This is a genomic window from Delftia sp. UME58 (genome assembly GCF_014170385.1).
Lineage (GTDB): Bacteria > Pseudomonadota > Gammaproteobacteria > Burkholderiales > Burkholderiaceae_C > Comamonas > Comamonas acidovorans.
In genome coordinates this window covers 98,683-120,816 of record NZ_LZZV01000114.1, presented here as the reverse complement: position 1 = coordinate 120,816, position 22,134 = coordinate 98,683, and the positions used below count along the sequence as shown (strand labels likewise).

Genomic DNA, 22,134 nt, shown 5'->3' with positions numbered 1-22,134 from the left:
AGACGATGAGCCAGTGGCCGGACGGCGGCGGCGCGGCGGCCGCACCAGCCGCGCCCACCCGAGGCGCCGCCAGCGCCTCCCAGACACGGCGGTAGACCGGCGCGTCCGTGTGCAGCGCCAGTGCAGGTGCGAGTGCAGGTGAGAGTGCGGGCGCAGGCCCACGCCGCGCCAGCAGCACGCGCTCTCCCAGCGCCGACGCCGCGCAGTCGGCACCGGGCAGGCTGGCCTGGGCATCGAAGCCCAGCCCGTCCAGCAGGCCATGCCACTGCGCCTCGTTCATGAAGGGCTGGATGCCGCGCAGTTCGGTGTCGCGCACCACGGGCAGCAGCAGGCCGGTGGTGATCTCGCCGATCAGCGTCTCGCGCACGATCTCGTACATCACTAGCACGCCCGAGGGCTGGAGCAGGTCGCGCACATGGGCCATGGTGGCGCGCAGGTCGACGGCCGCGTGCAGCACGTTGGAGGCCAGGATCAGGTCGAAGGACTGCGGCTGCAGCCCCTGCTGCTGCGGTGCGCGGTCGATGTCGAACAGCTGGTAGCGCACGAAGGGATGCTCCGCGAAGCGCTGCGCCGCGCGGTCCAGGAACAGCGGCGAGACGTCGCTGAAGACATATTCGCAGCGCCCGGCCGGCAGATGCGCCAGCACCTGGCACGTGGTGGCGCCGGTGCCGGCGCCGATCTCCAGCACGCGCAGCGGGCGCGTGCCGGCCTGCAACGCGAACGTGCGCACCAGCTCGCTGACCAGCGCATTGAAGTAGCGCGAGGTCGGCAGGTCGGCGTAGATGCCTTCGGCGCTGGTCAGCGAATCGTTGCCCAGCATGGCTTCGAGGCCGCTGGTGCGGCCCGCCAGCACCGCCGCCAGTTGCTCGGCCGCCTGCAGGAACACCGGCCGGAAATCCGGCGAGGCCTCCCAGGCAGGCGCGCACTGCGCGGCCAGCTGCGCCATGTGCGCGTCGTCGGGGGCGGTGAAGCCGCCATAGACGCCGTCGGCGCTGCGCTGCAGGTCGCCGGACTCGGCCAGCGCCTGCAGCAGGCGTTCCAGCAGTTGGTGAAAGCGCGCCTGCACGCCGCCGCGCCGCGCCAGCACGGCCACGGTGTGGGGCTGGCCGTCCTCGGCGAACAGGGCCAGGCGCTCGAAGGCGCGCAGCACCGAGGCGCGCGCATGGGCCAGCAGCAGGTCTTCATGGGCGCGCAAGGTCGGCAGGCCCAGCGCGGGCAGGCCCGCCTCGGCCTGGGCGCGGCCCGCCGACAGCAGCGCCTGCCAGCCGGGCGAGGCCGGCGCCGCTGCCGATGCGGATGCCGCGCCGCCGTGCAGGCCGCGATCCACGGCCTCCAGCCAGTAGCGCTGGCGCGCGAACGGGTAGCCGGGCAGCGGCACGCGCCGCGCCGGCAGGCCGCCGCCCAGTCCCGGCCAGGCGAGCGACACGCCGCGCGTGTACAGGCGCCCGGCCGCCAGCAGCCACTGCGTCTGGTCATCCAGCTCTCGCTTGAGCGTAGCGATGCAGTCGATGTCCGTGTCGGACCCCAGGCAGTCGGCGGCCAGGCGCGCCAGCATCGGATGGGGACCGCATTCGAGCAGCACATCCACCTGCAACTCGCGCGCCAGGCAGTCCACGCCGGCCGCGAACAGCACGGGCTCGCGCAGGTGGTCGCACCAGTAGCGCGGCCGGGTGATTTCATCGTCGGCGACGACGCGACCGTACAGGTTGGACACCACGGGCATGCGCGGCGCGTGCAGCGTCACCTGGGCCACGCTGCGCTCGAAGTCGTCGAGCACGGCGTCCATGCGCGGCGAGTGGAAGGCGTCGGCGATGCGCAGCGGGCGCGTGCTCACGCCCTGCGCCTGCAGGGCCTGGTCGAAACGCTGCATGGCGGCGCTGCCGCCCGCCACCACCAGGTTGCGCGGGCCGTTGATGGCGGCGATCGACAGGTCGTCCTCGAAGCCGCGCAGGCCGGCGCGGACCACGGACTCCTCGGCCAGCACGGCGAGCATGCAGCCCCGGTCGCCCTCGATGGCCTCGGTCAGGCGGCCGCGCGCGGCCACCAGGCGCAGCGCATCGGGCAGGCTCATCACGCCGGCCACGCAGGCGGCGACGAATTCGCCCAGGCTGTGCCCCGCGACGGCGCAAAAGCGCACGCCGGCCGCCGTCCAGGCGCGGTACAGCGCGTACTCCACCGCGAACATCGCGGGCTGCGCATGGTCGGTGCGCTGCAGCAGCGCCGTGTGGGCGCCGAACAGCACCTCGGTCAGCGGCTGCTGCAGCACGCCGTCCAGCGCCTGCGCGCAGGCATCGAGGGCCTCACGGAACGCCGGCTGCGAGGCATACAGGCCCGCCGCCATGCCGGCGTACTGGGCGCCCTGCCCCGTGAACAGCGCCGCCACCCGGGGCGCGGCGGCCGCGCGCGCACCCAGGCTGGCCCGCTCGCCCAGCGTGCCCAGCCGGGCGTAGCCGTCCAGGCCGGCGACCAGGTCGGCGCGGTCCAGGCCGAGCACGGCCAGCCGGTGCGCGCCGTCGTGGCGGCGTCCGGCCAGGGCCGTGTGGCAGATGTCGTGCAGCGCGGGGGCGTCCCCCGCCTGCAGCGCCGCCGCGTGGCTGGCGGCCAGGGCGCGCAACTGCGCCTCGCTGTGCGCGTTCAGCAGCAGCAGGCCGGCGGCGGGCGCGGACGCCTCGACCGGGTCCGCAGCCGGCGCCTCTTCGAGGATCACATGCACATTGGTGCCGCCGAAGCCGAATGAGCTGACCCCCGCGCGGCGCGGCGCCGGCCCCTCCTGCCAGGGCCGCAGCACGGTGTTCACGAAGAAGGGGCTGTGCGCGAAATCGATCTTGGGATTGGGCTGGGTGTAGTGCAGGCTCGGCGGGATCGCGCGGTGGCGCAGCGCCAGCACGGTCTTGATGAAGCTGGCGATGCCGGCGGCCGCGTTCAGGTGGCCGATATTGGTCTTGACCGAGCCCAGCGCGCAAAAGCCGGTGCGCCGGGTCTCGCCCCGGAAGGCGCGCTCCAGCGCCTGCACCTCGATGGGGTCGCCCAGCTCGGTGCCCGTGCCGTGGGCCTCGACATAGCCGATGCTGTCGGGGCTGACGTCGGCGGCGGCCAGCGCCTGGGCAATCACGCGCGCCTGGCCGGCCACGCTGGGCGCGGTATAGCCGATCTTGTCGGCCCCGTCGTTGTTGACCGACGAGCCGCGCAGCACGGCCAGCACCGTGTCGCCGTCGCGCAGCGCCAGGTCCAGCCGCTTGAGCACGACCACGCCCGCGCCATTGCCGGCCACCGTGCCGCCAGCCCGGGCGTCGAAGGCGCGGCAATGGCCGTCGGGAGAGAAGATCATGCCGGCCTGGTGCTCGTAGCCCATGGTCTGCGGCACGGAAATGTCGGCGCCGCCGGCCAGGGCCATGCTGCATTCGCCGGACAGCACGCTCTGCGCCGCCATGTGCACCGCCAGCAGCGAGGTGGAACAGGCGCTTTGCACGCAGACGCTGGGGCCGGTCAGGCGCAGCTTGTAGGACACGCGCGTGGCCAGGTAGTCCTTGTCATTGCCCATCAGCAGCTGCAGCAGCGAGGTCAGCCCGCCGCCGGTGAGCCGGGGCGCGGCCGCCAGCATGTAGGTGCTGATGCCGCTGCCGGCGTAGACACCGACCTCGCCGGCCGCCGGATCACCAGGCGCATAGCCGGCGTTCTCCAGCGCATGCCAGCAGCATTCGAGGAAGACCCGGTGCTGGGGGTCCATCAGCTCGGCCTCGGCGGCCGTGACCTTGAAGAAATCGGCGTCGAAGGCGTCGGCGTCCTCCAGCACCGAGGCAGCGCCGATGAAGCCGGGCCGCGCCACCTGCTCGGCCGGGAAGCCGGCGGCGCGCAGTTCGTCGGGGCCGAAGCGGCGGATCAGTTCGTCGCCCTGGGCCAGGTGCTGCCAGAAGGCATGGACATCGGGCGACTGCGGAAAGCGCCCGGCCATGCCGATCACGGCCACGGCGTCGGGATGGTCGAGCACCGCAGTGCCCAGGGATTGGCCAGCAGCCGGGGAGAAAGTCGAGGGATTCATGGATGGTCTTCGGCGAATTGGGGGCCGGTGGAGGGGGTGGCGGCCGGCCGCTGGGGCCGGCGCCTGGTCTGGACCGCACGGGCGCGGGCCTGGGCCATCAGGTTGTCGGCGTCGGCCGGCCCGTCCTGCGCCAGGTGGCGCGCCAGCGCGCGCACGCTGGCATGCTCGAACAGGGCGACGATGGACAGGCTGCGCGCCAGCTGCGCCTCCAGCGCCTGGTGGATGGCGACGATGTCCAGCGAGCTGGCGCCGATGTCGAAGAAGTTGTCCTGCGCGCTGACGGGCCCGCAGGCCAGCCGCTGCTCGACGGCTGCGGCCACCAGGCGCTCCATGGCGTCGGCGGGCGCCACATGGGCGGCGGCGCGCTGGGCCTGGAAGTCGGGCGCCGGCAGCGCCTGGCGGTCCACCTTGCCGTTGGCCGACAGCGGCAGCCCGCCGTCCAGCCGCACCCAGGCGGCAGGCAGCATGTAGCGCGGCAACTGTTCGGCCAGGAAGGCCTGCAGGTCGGCCTGGGTGGCAGTGCCCTGGTCGGCCGGCACCACATAGGCGACCAGCCGGCGCTGGCCCGAGGCGTCGGCCACCACCTGGACCACGGCCTGGCGCACGTCGGCATGGCGTGCCAGCACGGACTCGATCTCGCCGAGTTCGATGCGGTGGCCGCCGACCTTGACCTGGAAGTCCTCGCGGCCCAGGAACTCCACATGGCCCTCTGGGCAGAAGCTGCCCAGGTCGCCCGTGAAGTACAGGCGCTCGCCGGTGGCGGGGTGGAGCACGAAGCGCTCGGCCGTCTTGTCGGCATCGCCCCAGTAGCCGCGCGCCAGTCCGTCGCCGCCGATGTACAGGCGCCCGACCGCATGCTCGGGACAGGGCTGCAGCGCGTCGTCCAGCACCTGGATGGTCTGGTTGGCCAGCGGCATGCCGTAGGGAACGCTGCGCCAGCCCGGGCGCACCTCGGACACCGGGTACTGGATGGACCAGATGGCCGCCTCGGTGGCACCGCCCAGGCTCAGCAGTGCGGCGCCGGGTGCGGCCCGGGCCACGGCCCCGGGCAGGTCCAGCGCAATCCAGTCGCCGCTGAGCAGCACGGCACGCACCCCGTCCAGCGCGCCGGGCACGTGGCGGTGGGCCAGCAGCATCTGCATCAGCGCCGGCACGCTGTTCCACACCGACACGCCATGCTCGCGCAGGCACTGCCACCAGTGGGCGGGGTCGCGCTCATGGCCGGCCTGCGGCATGACGATGGCGGCGCCCGCGGCCAGCGTGCCGAAGATATCGAAGACCGACAGGTCGAAGCTCAGCGAGGACAGGGCGAACACCCGGTCGTCGGCATCCAGCTGCAGTCGGGCCTGCAGGTCCAGCAGGGTGGTGCGCACCGCACCATGCTCCATCATCACGCCCTTGGGGCGGCCTGTGGAGCCCGAGGTGAAGATCACATAGGCCAGGTCGTCGGCGCGGCAGGGCCAGGGCCGGATCGCAACCTCCGGACCCGGCACGGCATCGGCGAGCACCAGCCGCTGCAGCGCGGTCGGCCACTGCAGGGCGGCGTCGGCGCGCGCATCGGTCACCACCCAGGCGGCGCCGGTCTGCTCCAGCAGTTCCTCGCGGCGCGCCTGCGGCAGCTCGGGGTCGATGGGCACGTAGGCCGCGCCGCTCATCTGGATGCCCAGCGCGGCCACCACCTGGCGCCAGCCCTTGGCGCAGCTGATGGCGACCAGCCGGTTCGGCGCGGCGCCGCCCTCGCGCAGCACCTGGGCCACGGCCTGGGCCCGCCGCGCCAGTTCGCCGTAGGCGATGCGCGTCTCGCCGTCGATCACGGCGATGGCCTCGGGCTGGCGCGCGGCCTGGCGCAGAAAGGCCGCGTACAGGGGCTCGTCGGACTCGGCCGCCAGCGCCTCGTCGCGCGTGGCGTTGTACTGCCGGCGGCGCTGCTGCTGGTCCGCAGGCAACGCCACCGGCAGCTCGCGCTGCCAGGCCGAGGCGTCGTCGGCCAGCTGGCGCAGGCTGTCGGCATAGGCCGCGAACATGGCCTCGATCAGACCCGGGGGGAAGGCATCGGCCACATGGTCCCAGTGGATGCACAGGCCACCGCCCTCCTCGTAGACCTGGTGGTCCAGCAGCACCTGGGGGGTCTGCGTGATCGAGTAGGCCAGCCGGCCCAGCTGTTCGCGCCCGGTATCGAGCCGCTCGCTGACGTCGCCCACCTGCAGCGCGCTGGTGAAGACCACCGGCATGAGCTTCTGGCCCTGGCCCGGCGAGCGCCCGGCCCAATCCTGCAGCACGCGCACGCCGCTGTAGACGCGGTGTTCGAGGTCGTCAAGAAAGCGCTCCTGGATACGCCGGGCGCGGGCCGCGAACGAGGGGGCCTGCCCGTCGGCCAGCGCCTCGACGCCCAGCAGCAGGGTCGCGGTGAAGTCGCCCACGATGTCGTTCATCTCGGGATGCCAGGGCTGGCGGTTGAACAGCGTCAGGTTGAGCGTGAAGCGCGGCTCGCGGCTCCAGCGCCGCAGCACATGCGAGAACGCGGTCAGCAGCGCCACCGTGGTGGTCACGCCGATGGCGCGCGACTGCTGGCGGATGGCCTGCCACTGCGGCGCGGCCAGCGCCAGGCGCAAGCGCGTGAAGTGCGGTTGGCGCAGCTCGCCCAGTTCGCGGGCCAGCGGCAGGGCCGGGGCCGGCGCCAGCGTCTGCAGCCGTTGCTGCCAGTGGCGCTGCGCGCGCGCATGGGCCTCGCCGCCCTCCTGGGCCTTGAGGGCCAGCACGTAGTCGCGAAAGCTCAGCGTGGTGCGCGGCAGCCGCAGCTGCGGGTCGCGGTAGCAGCGCAGCAGCTCGCCCTGGAAGATGAAGTTGCTGTAGACGTCGGAGACGATGGCGTCGAAGCTCCAGTGGATGCGCTGGCGCTCGCCATCGATCAGGCTGACGCGCACGTCGAACAGCGGCCAGCGATCGGCCGGGCGCACCTCGTGCGACATGTGCTCGCGCAGCGCCAGCAGCGCCTGCTCGCGCGCCGCCGCCTCCAGGCCGCGCAGGTCCTGCACCGCCACCTCGAACGGCGGCACCTCGGCCAGCGTCTGCTGGCGGCCGCTGTCGTGGACCACGGTGCGCAGCATGTCGTGGCGCGCGATGACCTGCTGCCAGGCCTGGCGGTAGCGCTCCACGTCCAGGCCCTCGATCTCGAATTCGAGGTAGGCATGGCTGGAGACATTGCCCAGCACGAAATGGCGGTTGCGCCCCAGCAGGTAGCCCTGCTGTATGTCGGTCAGCGGATAGGGGTCATGGCGGTGGGCGGTGTCGGGTTCGATCTGCGGCACGGCGCTGGCGGCCGGGGCTGCCATGGCGACCCCTTCGCCGCGCAGCAGCCGTTCCATGAGTGCGCGTTGCTGCGCGTCGAGACGGTGGGAGCTCATGCGGATACCTCTTCGGAAAGCGCCAGCGCGACCTGCTCGGGCGACATGCCGTGCACCTGCAGGTACACGGCCGCCACGCGTTCGGTCAGCCCGGGCCGGGCTTCATGATTGGCGATGTGGCGCGCGATGCGCGCGATGGTCTGCTCGGCGAACAGGGTCCGCACCGGCAGGTCGAATTGCAGGGCCTCGCGCATCTCGGCCATCAGCGGCAGGGCCAGCATGGAGTCGCCGCCCAGGGCCAGGAACGCGTCGTCCGTGCCCACGCGCTCCAACCCCAGGCGTTCCTGCCACAGCAGGGCCAGCACGCGCTCGGTGGCGCTGGCCGGCGCCACATAGGCCGGGCCGTCCAGCGGCCGCGCAGAGGTGGCGTCGGCAGCGTCACGCCGCAGGTCGGCGTTCTCGAACAGCGCCAGCGCCTGGCCCGTGGCCTGGGCGCGCGCGGCCAGCAGCGCCGGGAAGTCGGCCGTGGACACCACCACCTGGGGCAGGCCGGCGCGCAGTACGCGCTCGAAGCAGCCGGGCGCCTCCTCGGGCAGGATGCCGGTCTCGATCGCGCCGCCGGTGATGCGGTGGTGGCGCTCGGCAAGCTCCAGGATCATGCCGACCTGCAGCCAGTAGTCCCAGTTCACGCTGTGCACCACGCCCGCGCGCAGCGGGCCGGCCTGCGCATAGGCGTCGAGGAAGGCATTGGCGGCCGTGTTCTCGGCCTGGCCCAGGGTGCCCGCCAGCGCGCCCAGCGACGAGCACAGCAGCATGAAGTCCAGTGCCGGTGAACCGAACAGCTCGGCCAGCAGGCGCGTGCCGGCGACCTTGGCGCGCAGATTGCGCGTGTCCCCGGCGCTGCCCTCCAGCTGCATCAGCCCACCACCGGCCACGCCGGCCGCATGCACGATGCCATGCACCACGGCGCTGCCGAAGCGCTCGGCCAGCTGCGCCTGCACGGCCTGCATGCGGGCCCGGTCGGCCACGTCGGCCTGCACCGCCTCGACCTCGGCGCCCAGGGCCTCCAGCGAGCGGATCTGGCGGATGCGCGCCAGCGTGGCAGCATCGCCGCCCTCATCGGCCAGCAGCGCCGGCCACTGGTCGCGCGGCGGCACGGCGCTGCGTCCCAGTAGCACCAGGCGCGGCTGCCGGGCCTGGCGCGCCAGCCACTGGGCGGCCAGGCCGCCGATGCCGCCGAAGCCGCCGCTGACCAGGTACAGGCCCTGGTCGCGCAGCACCGGGCGCTGCGGCCGGGCCGCCGCCGGCGGCAGGGCCAGAGGCTCGACGCCGAAGCGCCAGCGCCCCCCCTGGCGCCAGGCCAGCGACAGCAGGTTGCCGGTGCGAGCCGGCGCGCTGTCGATGTCGCGCATCAGGCCGTCGATCCAGGCGCCAGGCCGGGGCTGCTCCTCCAGGTCGATGTGGACGAAACCCTGCGCGGGAAACTCATAGGGCCAGGTGCGGCAGGCGCCGAGCAGGGTGGCCTTCTCAGGCAGCAGCCGCTCCTGACCGGTCACGCCGAACACCTGGCTGGACAGCACCACGATGCCGGTGCCCGCGCCCGACAGCCCGTGCGCCGACAGCGCGCGCGCCAGGCACAGCAGGGCCGCATGGCCGCGCTGGTGCGCGGGCGCGTCCAGGGCCTCGTCCTGCGCGCCCGGCGCGGCCAGCGGCGCCAGCGCCCAGGCATGGACGATGCGGGCCGGCGCGCCATAGTCGGCCAGCGCGGCGGTGAACAGGCGGCGGTGGTCCTCGTCGCTGTCGGGGCGCACGCGGTAATGCGAGGCACTGACGCGCTCCCAGGCCGCGCCGGCTTCGACATGCAGCACGGTATGGCCTTCGCCACGACGGGCTGCATCCAGCGCGTCCAGCCATTCGCCTTCCACGCCGAACAGCCATTCCACGCCGCGCGGCGCCGGCGTGTCGGCCAGCGCCGCGGGCGCCTGGCGCCAGGACGGTGCATAGAACCAGCGGTCGATGTCGCTGCGCTTGTCCAGCGCGGCCACTGCTGGGACCACTGCTGGGACCACTGCCGGGGCCGCGGCGCGGCGCTCCAGCCAGTGGCGCTGGCGCTCGAAGGGATAGCCGGGCAGCGCCACGCGCCGTGCCGCCGCGCCGGACAGCAGCTGCGCGGTCTCCACGGCGGCGCCCGAGCACCACAGCGCGCCCAGGGCCTGGGCAAAGGCGCGCGCGTCGTCGCCGGCCTTCTCGCCGCCGTGCAGGCTGGCCAGGATGCAGTGGCTGCGGCGCGCCAGCGCATGGCGCCTGGCCAGCGTCGCCAGGCCACGGCCGGGGCCGAGTTCGAGCAGCGCATGGCGCCCGCCGTCCAGCAGCACCGCCACGCCGTCGGCGAAGCGCACGGTCTCGCGCATGTGCCGCACCCAGTAGTCGGCGCTGGTGGCTTCGCCGGCCGTGATCCAGGTGCCGCTGAGGTTGGACAGGAAGGGCACGGTGGGAGCCTGCAGGGGCATGGCCGCGACGGCGGCCCGGAAGGCGTCGAGCACCGGGTCGAGCAGGGCCGAGTGCGCGGCGCGGTCCACGCCCAGGCGCTGCATGACCACCTTGTCCCGGCACAGCGCGCCCTCGAAATCGGCGATGTCGCGCGCCGCGCCCGACACCATGCACATGCGCTCGGCATTGACGGCGGCGATGGACAGGCCGGCCGGCAGCCGCTCGCGCAGCGCGGGCTCGTCCAGGCTCACCACCAGCATGGCGCCCTGTTGCGTGCCACGGATCAGTTCGCCGCGCAGCACCACGATTTCGAGCACCTGCTCCAGCGTGAACACCCCGGCGGCCCAGGCAGCGGCATATTCGCCGAGGCTGTGCCCGATCAGGCAGGCCGGCTGCACGCCACGGCTGCGCCACAGCTGCGTCAGTGCGATCTCGACCGCGACCACGCAGGCCATGCCGAAGGGCGCATCGGCGAGGTCGGCCGCCACCGCGTCGGCCGCGCCGCCCTCGCCATCCGCCAGCAGCGCGCTGCGGATGTCGCGCCCCAGCCGGGGCTGCAGCAGCGCCGCGCAGCGGTCGATGGCCTCGCGGTAGACCGGCGCCTGGCGGTACAGGGCCGCGCCCATGCCCGCATGCTGGGCGCCGATGCCGGGGTACATGAAGGCCACGGCCTGGGGCGCCTCGGCGGCGGCGGCGCGTCCGGGCTTGCGCAACTGGCCGGCCAGGTCGGCCACGCTGTCGAAGGCCAGGCTGCGGCGGTGGCGGAAGGTCTTGCGGCCCTGGGCCAGGGTGAAGGCGATGTCGGCCGGCCGCAGATCGGGCCGGGCCTGCAGGTGGTCGGCCAGGCGCTGCGCCATACGCTCCAGCGCCTCGGGGCTGCGTGCCGACAGCACCGCCAGCTGCATGCCATCGGCCGCAGGCCGGTCCAGCAGCGGCGGCGCCTCTTCGAGCACCACATGGGCATTGGTGCCGCCGATGCCGAAGGAGCTGACGGCGGCGCGGCGCGGCGCGTCCTGGCGCGGCCAGTCGCGCGCCTGCGTGAGCACCTCGAACGGGCTGGCAGCCAGGTCAATGGCGGGATTGGGGCGCCGGTAGTGCAGCATCGGCGGCTGGGTGGCGCGCTGCAGCGCGAGCGCGGCGACGATGCTGCCGGCCACGCCGGCGGCGGCGCCCAGGTGGCCGACATGGCTCTTGATCGAGCCCAGCGCGCAGCGCTTGGGCCCCTGCGCGCCATAGACCCGGGACAGCGCCGCGAACTCGATGGGGTCGCCCACCGGCGTGCCCGTGCCATGCGCCTCGATGTAGCCCACCGAGTCGGCGTCGATGCCGGCCATGGCCAGCGCCTCGGCCAGCACCTCGGCCTGCCCTTCGACGCTGGGGGCCGCGTAGCCGACCTTGCGCGCACCGTCGTTGTTGACCGCGAAGCCCCGCACCAGGGCGACGATGGCATCGCCGTCGCGCAGCGCGTCCTCGGTGCGCTTGAGCACCAGCACGCCCAGGCCGCTGCCGTGGACCACGCCGGTGGCATCGGCGTCGAAGGCATGGCAGGCGCCATCGCGCGACATGCCGCCTTCCTGGTAGTCCCGGTAGACGCGCTGCTGCGGCACATTGAGGCCGGTGCCACCGGCGATCGCCATGTCGCACTGCAGGTCCAGCAGGCTCTGGCAGGCCGTGGCGATCGCCACCAGCGAGGTAGAGCACGAGGTGGACACGCTCACCGCCGGCCCGCTGAAGCCCAGCTTGTGGGCCACGCGCGAGGTCAGGTAGTCCTTGTCGTTGGCGATCATCGCCTCCAGGTAAGTGTCGATGGCCTCCAGGTCGAAGTGGTCGGCCACATTGAACAGGTAGTTGTTGAAGTTGGCGCCCGCATAGATGCCCACATGGCCGGGGCAGCGGTCGGGCACATAGCCCGCGTCTTCGAGCGCATGCCACACCACTTCGAGGAACAGCCGGTGCTGCGGGTCCAGCAGGCTGGCCTGGCGCGGCGGCACCTCGAAGAATTCGGCCGCGAAGTCCTCCATGCCCTGCAGCAGGTAGCCCGATCCCGCGCCCGGCACCTCGCCGCCGCCGCGCACGTCGCGGCCCGCGCAGACATGGCGCCACAGCGTGTCCACGTCGTCGGCGCCCGGAAAGCGGCCGGCCATGCCGATGATGGCGACCGTGCCGTTCAATGAGGGAAGTTGGTAGCTTGCGCTGTGCTCTGGAGTCATGGCAGCAATGGGAGGTGGATGGAGGGGAGCGCGCCGGTGGCGCCGGCTGGCGGGGAATCGGAAGGCGTGGGCGTCGGTACGCCGGGCGTCGCTACGCCCCGGTGCAGCGCGCGCCGGCGCTCGCCGCGCGAGGCGGCGGCCGGCAGCGCGCCACCGCTGAGCGGCGGCGCGGCACCGGGCTGCAGGTGCGCGGCCAGGGCCTCGACGGTAGGGTGCTCATAGAGCGTCACCACCGAGGCCAGCTGCGGATAGGCCTGTTTCAGGCGCACGAACAGTTCGGTGGCCAGCAGCGAATTGCCGCCAGCCTCGAAGAAGTTCTCGCCCAGGCCCACGCCCGGGCGCTGCAGCAGTTCGGCCCAGAGCGCGGTGATGTGCTGCTGCACGGCGCTCATGCGCGGCGCCAGGGCCTGGCCCGGGGCCGCGGCCGGCCGGGCCTGCGCGGTCTGGGCCAGCGCCAGCGCGGCGATGGCGCGGCGGTCCACCTTGCCGTTGGCCGTCAGCGGCAGTGCCGGCAGCGGCAGCCAGACCGCAGGCCGCAGGGCCGGCGGCAGCACTGCGGCGGCATGGCCGCGCAGCGCCTCGGCCTGTGGCGCCAGGCCGGCATGGGCCACCCAGGCCGCGGCCAGCTGGCGGCGCGCGCCCTCGCCGGCGATGACCACCGCCGCCGCCGCCACGCCCGGGTGGCGCAGCAGCGCGGCCTCGACCTCGGCGGGCTCGATGCGCACGCCCGAGATCTTGACCTGCCGGTCGCGCCGGCCCATGAATTCGAGCGTGCCGTCGGCGCCGTAGCGGCCCAGGTCGCCGGTGCGGTACATGGGCTCGCCGGTGCGCGGGTGGCGCAGGAAGGCGGCGGCGCTGCGCGCGGGATCGCCCACATAGCCGCGCGCCACGCCGACGCCGCAGACATGCATCTCGCCGACCACGCCGTCGGGCCGCTCCTCCAGCAGCGCGTCCAGCACGTGGTAGCGCGTGTTGGCGATCGGCCGGCCGTAGGGAATGCTGCGCCAGTGGGGCGCGACGCCCTCGACGGCATGCATCACGTTCCACAGCGTGGTCTCGGTGGGGCCGCCCACGCTGACCACCTGGGCGGCCGGGCTCAGCTGCCGCAGCCGCGCGGGCAGCGTGAGCGCGATCCAGTCGCCGCCCAGGAACACCGTGGCCAGCCGGGTGCAGGCCTGGCGCACCAGGGCCTCGTCGGCGCGGGCATGGCTGAGCAGCATCTCCAGCATGGCGGGCACGCTGTTCCACACGCTGACGCCATGCGAGCGCATCAGCTGCAGCCAGTGGCCGGGGTCCCTGGCACCCGCCGGCTCGGGCATGACGATGGCCGCACCCACGCTCAGAGCGCCGAACAGGTCGAAGCAGGCCATGTCATGGTGAAGCGGAGTGAGGGCCAGCAGGCGGGCCTGGTGGTCGATGCCAAAGCGCTGCAGCGTGTAGTCGATGGCGTTGACCAGGCCCGGCTCTCCGATGCGCGCGCCCTTGGGCTCGCCGCTGGAGCCCGAGGTGTAGATGATGCAGGCCAGGCCGTCGTGCGGGCGCACGGGCCAGTCCGTGCCGGCGTCGCTGTGCGTCAGGCGATCTTCGACGACCAGTTGCGGCAGACCCGGGTCAGCCGGGTCCGCGAGGCCGGCCGGCCCCTGCGCGCGCACCAGCACCAGGTCCGCGCCCGCATCGCCCAGCATCCAGGCCAGGCGCGCGGCCGGCAGGTCGGCATCGAGCGGCAGCACCACGGCACCGGCCGCGAGCACCGCGAGCACGCCGGCCACCTGCTGCCAGCCCTTGGGCATGACCACCGCCACCACGGGCGCCGGCGCAGCGTCCGGGCGCCGGCCCAGGGCCTGCAGGATGCGCGCGGCGATGTCGCGCACCTGGACATGCAGCTCGCCATAGCTCATGGCCGCGCCCTGGCCCAGCACGGCGGGGCGCTCGGGATGCTGGCGCGCGCTGCGCACAAAGCGTGCGTGCAGCCGGTCCGGCGCCAGCGCGGCGACCAGGCCGTTGACGCGCTCGCGCACCTGCGCCTGCGGCGGCGGCAGGGGCAGCGGATCGATGGCGGTCCAGGCAGCGTCGTCGCTGGCCAGCCGCTGCAGCAGGCCGACATAGGCGTCGAACAGGGTGTCGAGCAGGCCTGGCGCGAACTGCGCCTGCAGCGCGTCCCAGAACACGAACAGCCCGCCGTCGCGCAGGTGGTACTGGCAGTCGATCCAGACCTGGGGCGTCTGCGTGATGAAGTCGTTGACGCGCCCGTCGTCGCCCCAGGCGTCGAGCAGGCCGATGTGCTCGCCGTCCAGCGCCTCCTCGGGCATATTGGTGAACACGAAGGGCATGAGCACGGGCGCGCCCGCGGCGGCCGGCTCCGCACCCTCCTCCAGGGCCTGCAGCCGGTGCAGGCGGTTGAGTTCGCGCAGCAGGGTGACGCCGGCCACGGGCAGGCCTTCCATGTCTTCCCACAGCTGCGCCTGCAGGCCGCGTGCCTGCGTGGCGAAGTCCTCGCCGGCCCGGCGGCGCACGGCCAGCAGGGTGAAGGAGGCGAACTCGCCCACCAGGCGCGGCACGTCCGGGTGCAGCGGCTGGCGGTTGAAGCGCGGTACGTTGAGCGTGAGATCGGTGGACTCGCTCCAGCGGCTGAGCACCCGCCCGTAGGCGGCCAGCATGGCCGTGGCTGCCGTCAGCGAATGGCGCGCCGCGCGCTGCTGCAGGCCGGCGAAGACGGTGCGGTCCAGCTGGCGCTGCCAGCGGCCGAAGCCGGGACGCGCGCCGACCGCTCCCCCGGTTGGGTCGCCGGCCTCGCACAGGGGCAGGCGCGGCGGCGGCGGCAGCTGCGGCAGGCGCTGCTGCCAGCGCTGCCAGGCCTGGGCATGGGCCGGCCCCTGTTCGAGTGCGCGCAGCCCCAGCACATAGTCGCGAAAGCCCAGACCCAGCGGGCGCAGCGCCGCCTGCGGATCGGTGTAGAGCCGGTGCAGCTCATGGAACAGGATCTGGTAGCTCCAGCCGTCCAGGCACCAGCCGTCGAGGCTGAAATGCAGGCGCGAGACGGCCTCGGGCAGGTGCGTCACGCGCAGCTCGAACAGCGGCCAGCGGTCCAGCGCCGCATTGCGGTGCGACAGCGCGGCGCGCACCGAGGCCAGGTGGGCCTCGCGCTGCGCCGCATCGGCGCCGCTCGCGTCATGGCAGGCCAGCACCACGGCCGGCACCTCGGCCAGCACCTGCTGGGAGCCGTCGGGCCGCGCGATGGCGCGCAGCATGTCGTGGCGCGCCACCAGCGCGTTCCAGGCCCGCTCCATGCGCGCCACGTCGAGCGCCGGCACATCGAGCTCCAGGTACATGTGGATGGCGACCTGCCCGCCGGCCACCGCCGCATGGCGGCCCAGCCAGTAGGCATGCTGCATGGGCGTCATGGGGAAGGGCTGGTGGCGCTGCGCGGGCTCGGGCACCAGCACCGGCAGGGCCGTGGCGGCGGGGCGCAGCGCCGCCAGCGCGGCCTGCCAGGCCTCGAAGGCGCCCTCCTCGCGCGCCAGCGTGGCCAGGAACTGGTGGCGTGGCGACGCGTCGCCCGCATGCCCGGCGGTGGCCTGGTCCCCGGATTCGGCGACGATTTCCTGGGCCAGGCCGGTCAGCGCACTGCGCGGGCCGATCTCGATGAAGCGCCCTGCCCCCTCGTGCAGCGCCAGCCGCAGCGCATCGGCGAACTGCACGGTGGCCTCGACATGGCGCACCCAGTAGTCGGCGCCGGCCATGTCGTCGCCGGCGCGCCGGCCGCTGACGGTGGAGATCAGGGCGCGCTGCGGCCGCTGGTAGGCCAGCGTGCGCGCCACGGCCGCGAAGGCCTCGCGCATGGGCTGCATGGACGGCGAATGGAAGGCATGGCGCACGCTCAGCGGCTGGCAGACCAGGCCGGCCTGCTGCAGCGCTTGCACGCAGTCCGCCAGCGCCCTGCGCTCGCCCGACAGCACCACCTGGCGCGGCGCGTTGACGGCCGCCAGCGACAGCTGCGGCCAGCGCGCCAGCACGCCGTCCAGGGCCTGGGGCGCAGCGAACACCGCGCACATGCCGCCGTCCTCGGGCAGGGCCTGCATGAGGCGCGCCCGCGCCATCACCAGGCGCAGCGCGTCGGACTGCGAGAACACGCCGGCCAGGCAGGCGGCGGCGAACTCGCCCACGCTGTGCCCGATCAGCAGGTCGGCACGCACGCCCTGCGCCTCCCACATGCGGGCCAGCGCCAGCCCGATGACGAACAGCGCCGGCTGCGCCTCGCCGGTGTGGGCCAGCGCCTCGGGATCGGTGCTGAACAGGCGCTCGCGCAGGTCCAGGCCGAACTCCGCCTGCAGCTGGGCGCAGCATGCATCGACGGTGCGGCGAAAGCCCGGCTCGCCGGCATAGAAGCTGCGGCCCATGCCTGCATGGATGGAGCCTTGCCCGCTGAACAAAAAGACGGTGCGCGGCGCGGCGGCCGCGACCGGCACGGCGGGCACGGCGGGCATCGGCACGGGAACCGGTGCCTGCAGCCGCGCATCGAGCCAAGCGCACAGCGCGTCCAGGCTGGGCTGCTCGAACAGCAGCGTGGGTGCCGTGCGCAAGCCCCAGGCGGCTTCCAGCCGCTGGCGCACCAGCACCGACATCACGGAGTTGAGCCCCAGCTCGAACAGGTTGGACGCCTCCTCGATGCGCGCCACGGGCAGCTTCATGGCCTCGGCCAGGGTCCGGGCCAGCCAGTCGCGGCGCTCGCCGGCCGGGTGCGTGGCGCCGGGGGCGACGGCCGGTGCTTCGGCCGACTCAGCGGGTTCGGCCGGCCCGGCGGCCAGCCGCTCGAAAAGCGTGGCCGCGCCCTGCTCGCGCCGGTGGCGCACAAAGCGCGGCCAGTCGGCCGAGACCAGGGTGGCCACGGCATCGGCCGCGCCCGCCGCCTGGCGGATGCCGGCCATGAGCGCGGGCAGGCGCATCGGCGCAATGCCGATGGCGTCCAGCACGGCGGCGTCGCTGTCGCTCATCAGGCCGGCGATCTCCAGCCGGCCCAGGCGCAGCGACAGGCCCGCCAGCCCCTGGGCGCGGCGTTGCGCGGCGATGGCGTCGAGGAAGGCATTGCCCGCGCCATAGGCCGCCAGCGTGCGCATGCCCCACAGCGCGGTGACCGAGGAGCACAGCCAGAAGAAGTCGAGTGCGGCAGCGCGGCTGAGCCGGTCCAGATGGCGCGCGCCGTCCACCTTGGCGCGCCAGCCGACGCCCCAGGCGCCGTCCCGGCCCAGTTCCGACAGGCCGGCCTGGTCGAGCGCGCCGGCCGCATGCACGATGCCCTTGAGCCGGCGGCCGTCGCGCGCCAGCTGCGCCAGGCAATCCGCCACCGCATCGGCCCGGGACACATCCAGGCCCAGCACGTCCACGGCCACGCCGCGCGCCCGCCAGGTGGCCACGCGCCCGGCGCAGGCCGCGTCGCGCAGCAGGCGCTGCGGCCCTTCGCGCGAGGCCAGCACGAGGTGGCGCGCGCCGGCCTGCACCAGCTCCTGCGCCAGCGCCATGCCCAGCGCGCCCAGGCCGCCGGTCAGCAGATAGCTGCCGGCCGGGTCGCAGGCGAAGGCGGCGGCGGCAGCCGGCGGCGGCGCGGCATCCAGACGCGGCACCTCGACCGCGCGGCCCGCTGCGCGGATGGCGAATTCGTCCTCCGCCGTGGTACTGGCCAGGCAGGCGGCCAGCGCGTCCAGCGGTTGGCGGTCCTCGCCGGCCGGCAGATCGACCAGGCCGCCCCAGCGCGGACCAAGTTCCAGCCGCACCGAACGCGCCCAGCCCCAGATCGCGGCGCTGTTCAGGTCCGGCGCGTCGGCCCAGGCCTGGCCGGTGACGACCCACAGCCGCAGCGCGGCGGGCTGCGCCTGCACCCATTGCGCCACGGCAGCCAGTTCGTCCAGCACGGCTTCGAGCGCTTGCCCCTCGGGCGCCAGCCAGACGCAGTGGCCTGCCTGGCTGTCCTGCGGCAGCGACTGCACCGTGGCATGCGCCACGAAGGGCGCGCCCTGGGCCTGCAGAGCCCGGGCCAGCGCCTGTGCGCAGGCGGTGTCGGCACTCAGCAACAGGCAGGCCGGCGCCTGGGCGCCGGGGGTGGCGCTCCAGGGCTGCCACTGCAGTGCATACGCCAGGTTGCTGGCGGCCTGCGGGACGGCCGCGCCGGCGAACGGCCATTGGCGCGCCAGCCAATGGCGCTCGCGCGCAAACGGATAGCGCGGCAGGGCGCAGCGGCGGCCCTGGTGGCCCGGGAAGCAGGCGGCCCAGTCCACGGGCTTGCGGCGCAGCCAGGCCTGACCGGCATCGCGCAGCGCGGCCGGCAAGGCGCCGGCATCCAGCGCGGCCGCATCGGTCCACACGCCGGTGGCTGCGGCCGGGGCGGCCAGCCAGGCGTCGAGCCGCGCCACGGCCTGCGCCAGGCTATCGGCCGCCAGAAGCAGGCGCTGCGGCAGGGCCTTGCGCCCGGTGGCGGTGCTGAAGCACAGCGTGCACAGGTCCGTGCCGCCGCCCTCGGCCATGCGGTCGCGGTAGCGCCTGGCAAGCGCCTGCAGGGCCTCGGGCGTGCGCGCCGACAGGGGCAGCAGGCACAGGGCCGGAGGGGCGCCGGCGGGCGGCTGCGCCGCCGCGTCGGCGGGGGCCTCCTCGAGCACCATGTGCACATTGGTCCCGCTCAGCCCGAAGGCGCTGACCGCCGCGCGGCGCGGCGCGCTCCAGTCCTGGCGCTCGGTGAGCACGCGCACGGGGATGCGGTCCCAGGGCACATGCGGGTTCAGCCGTTGCACATGCAGACTGGCCGGCAGTTGCCGGTGCTGCAGGGCCGCGCACAGCTTGAGCAGGCCGGCCATCCCGGCCGCCGCCTCCAGGTGGCCGATGTTCGACTTGGCGGAACCGATCCACAGCGGCGCGGACGCCACGCCGCGCGCCGGTCCGTAGGCGCGCGCCAGTGCGCCGACCTCGATGGGATCGCCCATCAGCGTGCCCGTGCCATGGGCTTCGACATAGCTGACCTGTGACGGCTGCAGCGCCGCATCGCGCAGCGCGGCGGCGATCACGCGCTCCTGCGCCAGCCCGTTGGGCGCCGTCAGGCCATTGCTGGCGCCATCATGGTTGACGGCCGAGCCACGAATCACGGCGATGACGGGATCGCCCGCGCGCTGCGCGTCCGCCAGCCGCTTGAGCACCACCAGGGCCACGCCCTCGCCGCGCGCATAGCCGTCGGCCGCGGCATCGAAGGCGCGACAGCGCTGGCTGAGCGACAGCGCGCGCAGGCGGCTCAGCGCCACCATGGGGGCCGGCGACAGCAGCAGGTTGACGCCACCGGCGAGCGCGCAGTCAGTCTCGCCGCTGCGCAGGCTGCGGCAGGCCTGGTGCACGGCCAGCAGCGACGAGGCGCAGGTGGTGTCCAGCTGCATCACCGGCCCCTGCAGGTTCAGGTGGTAGGCCACGCGGCCCGCCGCCAGCGCGCGCATGCCGCCGAGCTGCTGGTGCATGGAGGCCGCCGGCAGCTCGTGCATCTGCAGCGACAGCTGCGCATAGTCGTCCGAGCACAGGCCGACGAAGAGGCCGGTGCGGGCGCCGAAGGCTGCATCGGGCGCCAGGGCGGCCGACTCCAGCGCATGCCAGGCGGTCTCCAGCAGCAGGCGGTGCTGCGGGTCCATGGCCGCCGCCTCATCGGGCGCGATGGCGAAGAAGCCCGCGTCGAAGCGATCGACTTCCTCGACAAAGCCGGCCTCGGCGGCATAGCTCTTGCCGGCGGCCTCGGGATCGGCATCGAACAGGGCCGCCTGGTCCCAGCGCTGGGGCGGCACGGGCGCCAGCGCATCGCGCCCCGCCTGCAGCAGGGCCCAGTAGCTGTCCAGATCGTGCACGCCGCCGGGAAAGCGGCAGGCCGCGCCAACGATGGCAATGTCTTCGTCGCGGGGGAGCGTCATGCGGGAACCTTCTCGTGCGGTGCGCGGGCTGCGGGATGCGGCAAGGCCGCCAGATGCGAGGCCAGCAGGGCCGGCGACGGGTAGTTCCAGGCGACCTCTGCCTCCAGTTCGATGCCACGCCACCGGGCCAGGGCATCGACCATGCGCACGGTCAGCGCCGAGTCCATGCCGAAGGCCGAAAAACTCAGTTCGGCGTCCACGCCGCCGGCCTCCACGTCGCAATGCGACTGCAGCCACTGCTGCAACCATTCGAGCGTGGCCGCTTCGTCGTGCACTGCGGCGGCACCGGGCAGGCCGACCGCGCCGTAGCGCCGGCTTTGCTGGCCCGCGTCCGCGCACAGCGCCTGCTGGGCATCGACCGCGCCGCGCCGCCAGGCGTAGGCGCAGTCCAGCCGGTCTTCGAGGAACAGCGTGCGGCACAGCTGGCGCTGCACCTTGCCGCTGGTGGTCTTGGGCAGGTGGGCCTGCGCGATGAGGCACAGCGCGAACAGCTGCAGCGCATGCCGGGCCGCCACCGCCTCGCGCACCCGGCGCAGCAGCGCGGCGCCATCGACCTGGCGCATGTGGCTGCGGCGCAGCTCCTGCACGACGACCAGCTGCTCCTGGCCATCGGCCACCACGGAAAAGGCCGCGCAGCCGTCGGGCATGAAGGCTTCATCGCAGCGGGCCACGCTGTGTTCGATGTCCTGCGGCGCATGGTTGACACCCCGGATCACCAGCATGTCCTTGATGCGGCCGACGATGTAGAGCTGGCCGGCGCCTTCGTTGCCCGGGTCGATGAAGCCCAGGTCGCCGGTGCGCAGATAGGGAGTGGCGTCCCCGGCCGCATCGGCCAGGCGCGCATGGCAGGCCTGCTGGCTGGCCTGGGCCTGTCCCCAGTAGCCGTCCGAGACGCTGGCACCGGCGAACCAGACCTCGCCGACCTCGCCGTCGGCGCGCGGCGCGCCGGTGGCGGGGTCCACGATGCGCAGGCGGTGGTCGGGCATCCAGGGGCCGCAGCCCGCCAGCCAGGCATCGCCGTCCGCGCAGTCCAGGCCCGGCTGGCCGGGCTGCGCGCGCTCCAGCACCTGGAGACGGCCGTGCTGCAGGGCCGCCGCGTCCACGCGCAGCAACGGCGTGGGGCCGGGATGGGCGCTGGTGACCATCAGCGTGGCCTCGGCCAGGCCGTAGGAGCCGCTCAGCGCCTCGGCGCGCAGGCCGCAGGCCGCAAAGCGCCGGGCAAAGGCCTGCAGGGTGCGCGCACGCACCGGCTCGGCGCCGCTCCAGGCGACCTGCCAGCTCGACAGGTCCAACCCCGCCAGCTGCCGCTCGTCGATGTCGCGCAGACAGGCCTCGTAGGCGAAATTGGGGGCGCCGCTGTTGCTGCCCCGGTGGCGGGAGATGGCCTCCAGCCAGCGCGCGGGCCGCTGGATGAAGGCTGCCGGCGGCATCAGCACCAGCTCGGCGCCGACATACAGCGACTGCAGGATCTTGCCGATCAGCCCCATGTCATGGAAATGCGGCAGCCAGCTGACGATCACCGAGGCCGCATGGTTGCCCCAACGCGACTGGATCATGGCCTCGTTGGCAAGCAGGTTGCGGTGGGACACGCGCACGCCCTTGGGTGCGCCGGTGGAGCCCGAGGTGTACTGCAGCAGCACCAGGTCGTCGCCACGCGCGGCGACGGGCGCCAGCGCCGGGTGCCCGCCCTGCTCCTCGGCGAGCCAGGCCAGCGCGCGCAGCGGCGCGCTGGCCTGCAGGGCGGCGGCCAGCCGCGCCTGCAGCGCGCCTTCGCCGAGCACGCAGGCGATCTGCGCATCCTGCACTATGTGCTCGTACCAGCGCAGGCTGCGGTTGGGCTTGGGCAGCGGCACGGGCACGGCCACCATGCCGGCCTGCACGCAGGCCCAGAAGGCCACCACGAAGTCGATGCCCGCCTCGTACATCAGCAGCACGCGGCTGCCCCGCGCCTGGCGGGCGGCCAGCGCCTGCGCCAGGGACGCGGCGCGGCCGTAAAGCGCTTCGTAGCTGGCGGCTTCGGTCTGCGCCTCGCCCTGGCGCAGAAAGCGCAGCGCGGTCTTGCCGGGGGCGGCGCTCACCCGGGCGCGCAGGACCTCGCCCAGGCCCTTGTCTGCATCAGACAT

Annotated in this window: 5 protein-coding genes (1 of these 5 only partly in view); all 5 read right to left on the bottom strand. The window is 74.0% G+C overall.

Going from position 1 to position 22,134, the window contains the following annotated elements:
• Tightly spaced (each overlapping or abutting the next), the 5 genes in view from A9976_RS29920 to A9976_RS29900 form a layout consistent with a single transcriptional unit that may run on beyond the window.
• A protein-coding gene (locus A9976_RS29920; protein WP_183021968.1) for a non-ribosomal peptide synthetase/type I polyketide synthase crosses the window boundary here: on the bottom strand, nt 1-4,039 show its beginning. It extends 5,828 nt beyond the left edge of the window; the window shows 4,039 of its 9,867 coding nt (coding positions 1-4,039); its start codon is at nt 4,037-4,039; its stop codon lies beyond the left edge, outside the window.
• On the bottom strand, nt 4,036-7,443 hold the full coding sequence (locus tag A9976_RS29915; RefSeq protein WP_183021967.1) for a non-ribosomal peptide synthetase: 3,408 nt from the start codon (nt 7,441-7,443) through the stop codon (nt 4,036-4,038). The genes A9976_RS29920 and A9976_RS29915 overlap by 4 nt, the downstream gene beginning before the upstream one ends.
• Nucleotides 7,440-12,083 (bottom strand): type I polyketide synthase, encoded by a 4,644-nt coding sequence (locus A9976_RS29910; RefSeq protein ID WP_183021966.1) that lies wholly within the window; start codon nt 12,081-12,083, stop codon nt 7,440-7,442. The genes A9976_RS29915 and A9976_RS29910 overlap by 4 nt, the downstream gene beginning before the upstream one ends.
• On the bottom strand, nt 12,080-20,011 hold the full coding sequence (locus A9976_RS29905) for a non-ribosomal peptide synthetase/type I polyketide synthase (RefSeq protein WP_183021965.1): 7,932 nt from the start codon (nt 20,009-20,011) through the stop codon (nt 12,080-12,082). Before A9976_RS29905 ends, A9976_RS29910 begins: the two co-directional genes overlap by 4 nt.
• Nucleotides 20,008-22,134, bottom strand: coding sequence for an AMP-binding protein (locus A9976_RS29900; protein ID WP_183021964.1), 2,127 nt, complete (start codon nt 22,132-22,134; stop codon nt 20,008-20,010). Before A9976_RS29900 ends, A9976_RS29905 begins: the two co-directional genes overlap by 4 nt.

Coding starts and splice junctions, on each gene's coding strand:
- A9976_RS29900 (WP_183021964.1), bottom strand. CDS start 22,134: ATGTCTGATGCAGACAAGGGCCTGGGCGAGGTCCTGCGCGCCCGGGTG.
- A9976_RS29910 (WP_183021966.1), bottom strand. CDS start 12,083: ATGACTCCAGAGCACAGCGCAAGCTACCAACTTCCCTCATTGAACGGC.
- A9976_RS29915 (WP_183021967.1), bottom strand. CDS start 7,443: ATGAGCTCCCACCGTCTCGACGCGCAGCAACGCGCACTCATGGAACGG.
- A9976_RS29905 (WP_183021965.1), bottom strand. CDS start 20,011: ATGACGCTCCCCCGCGACGAAGACATTGCCATCGTTGGCGCGGCCTGC.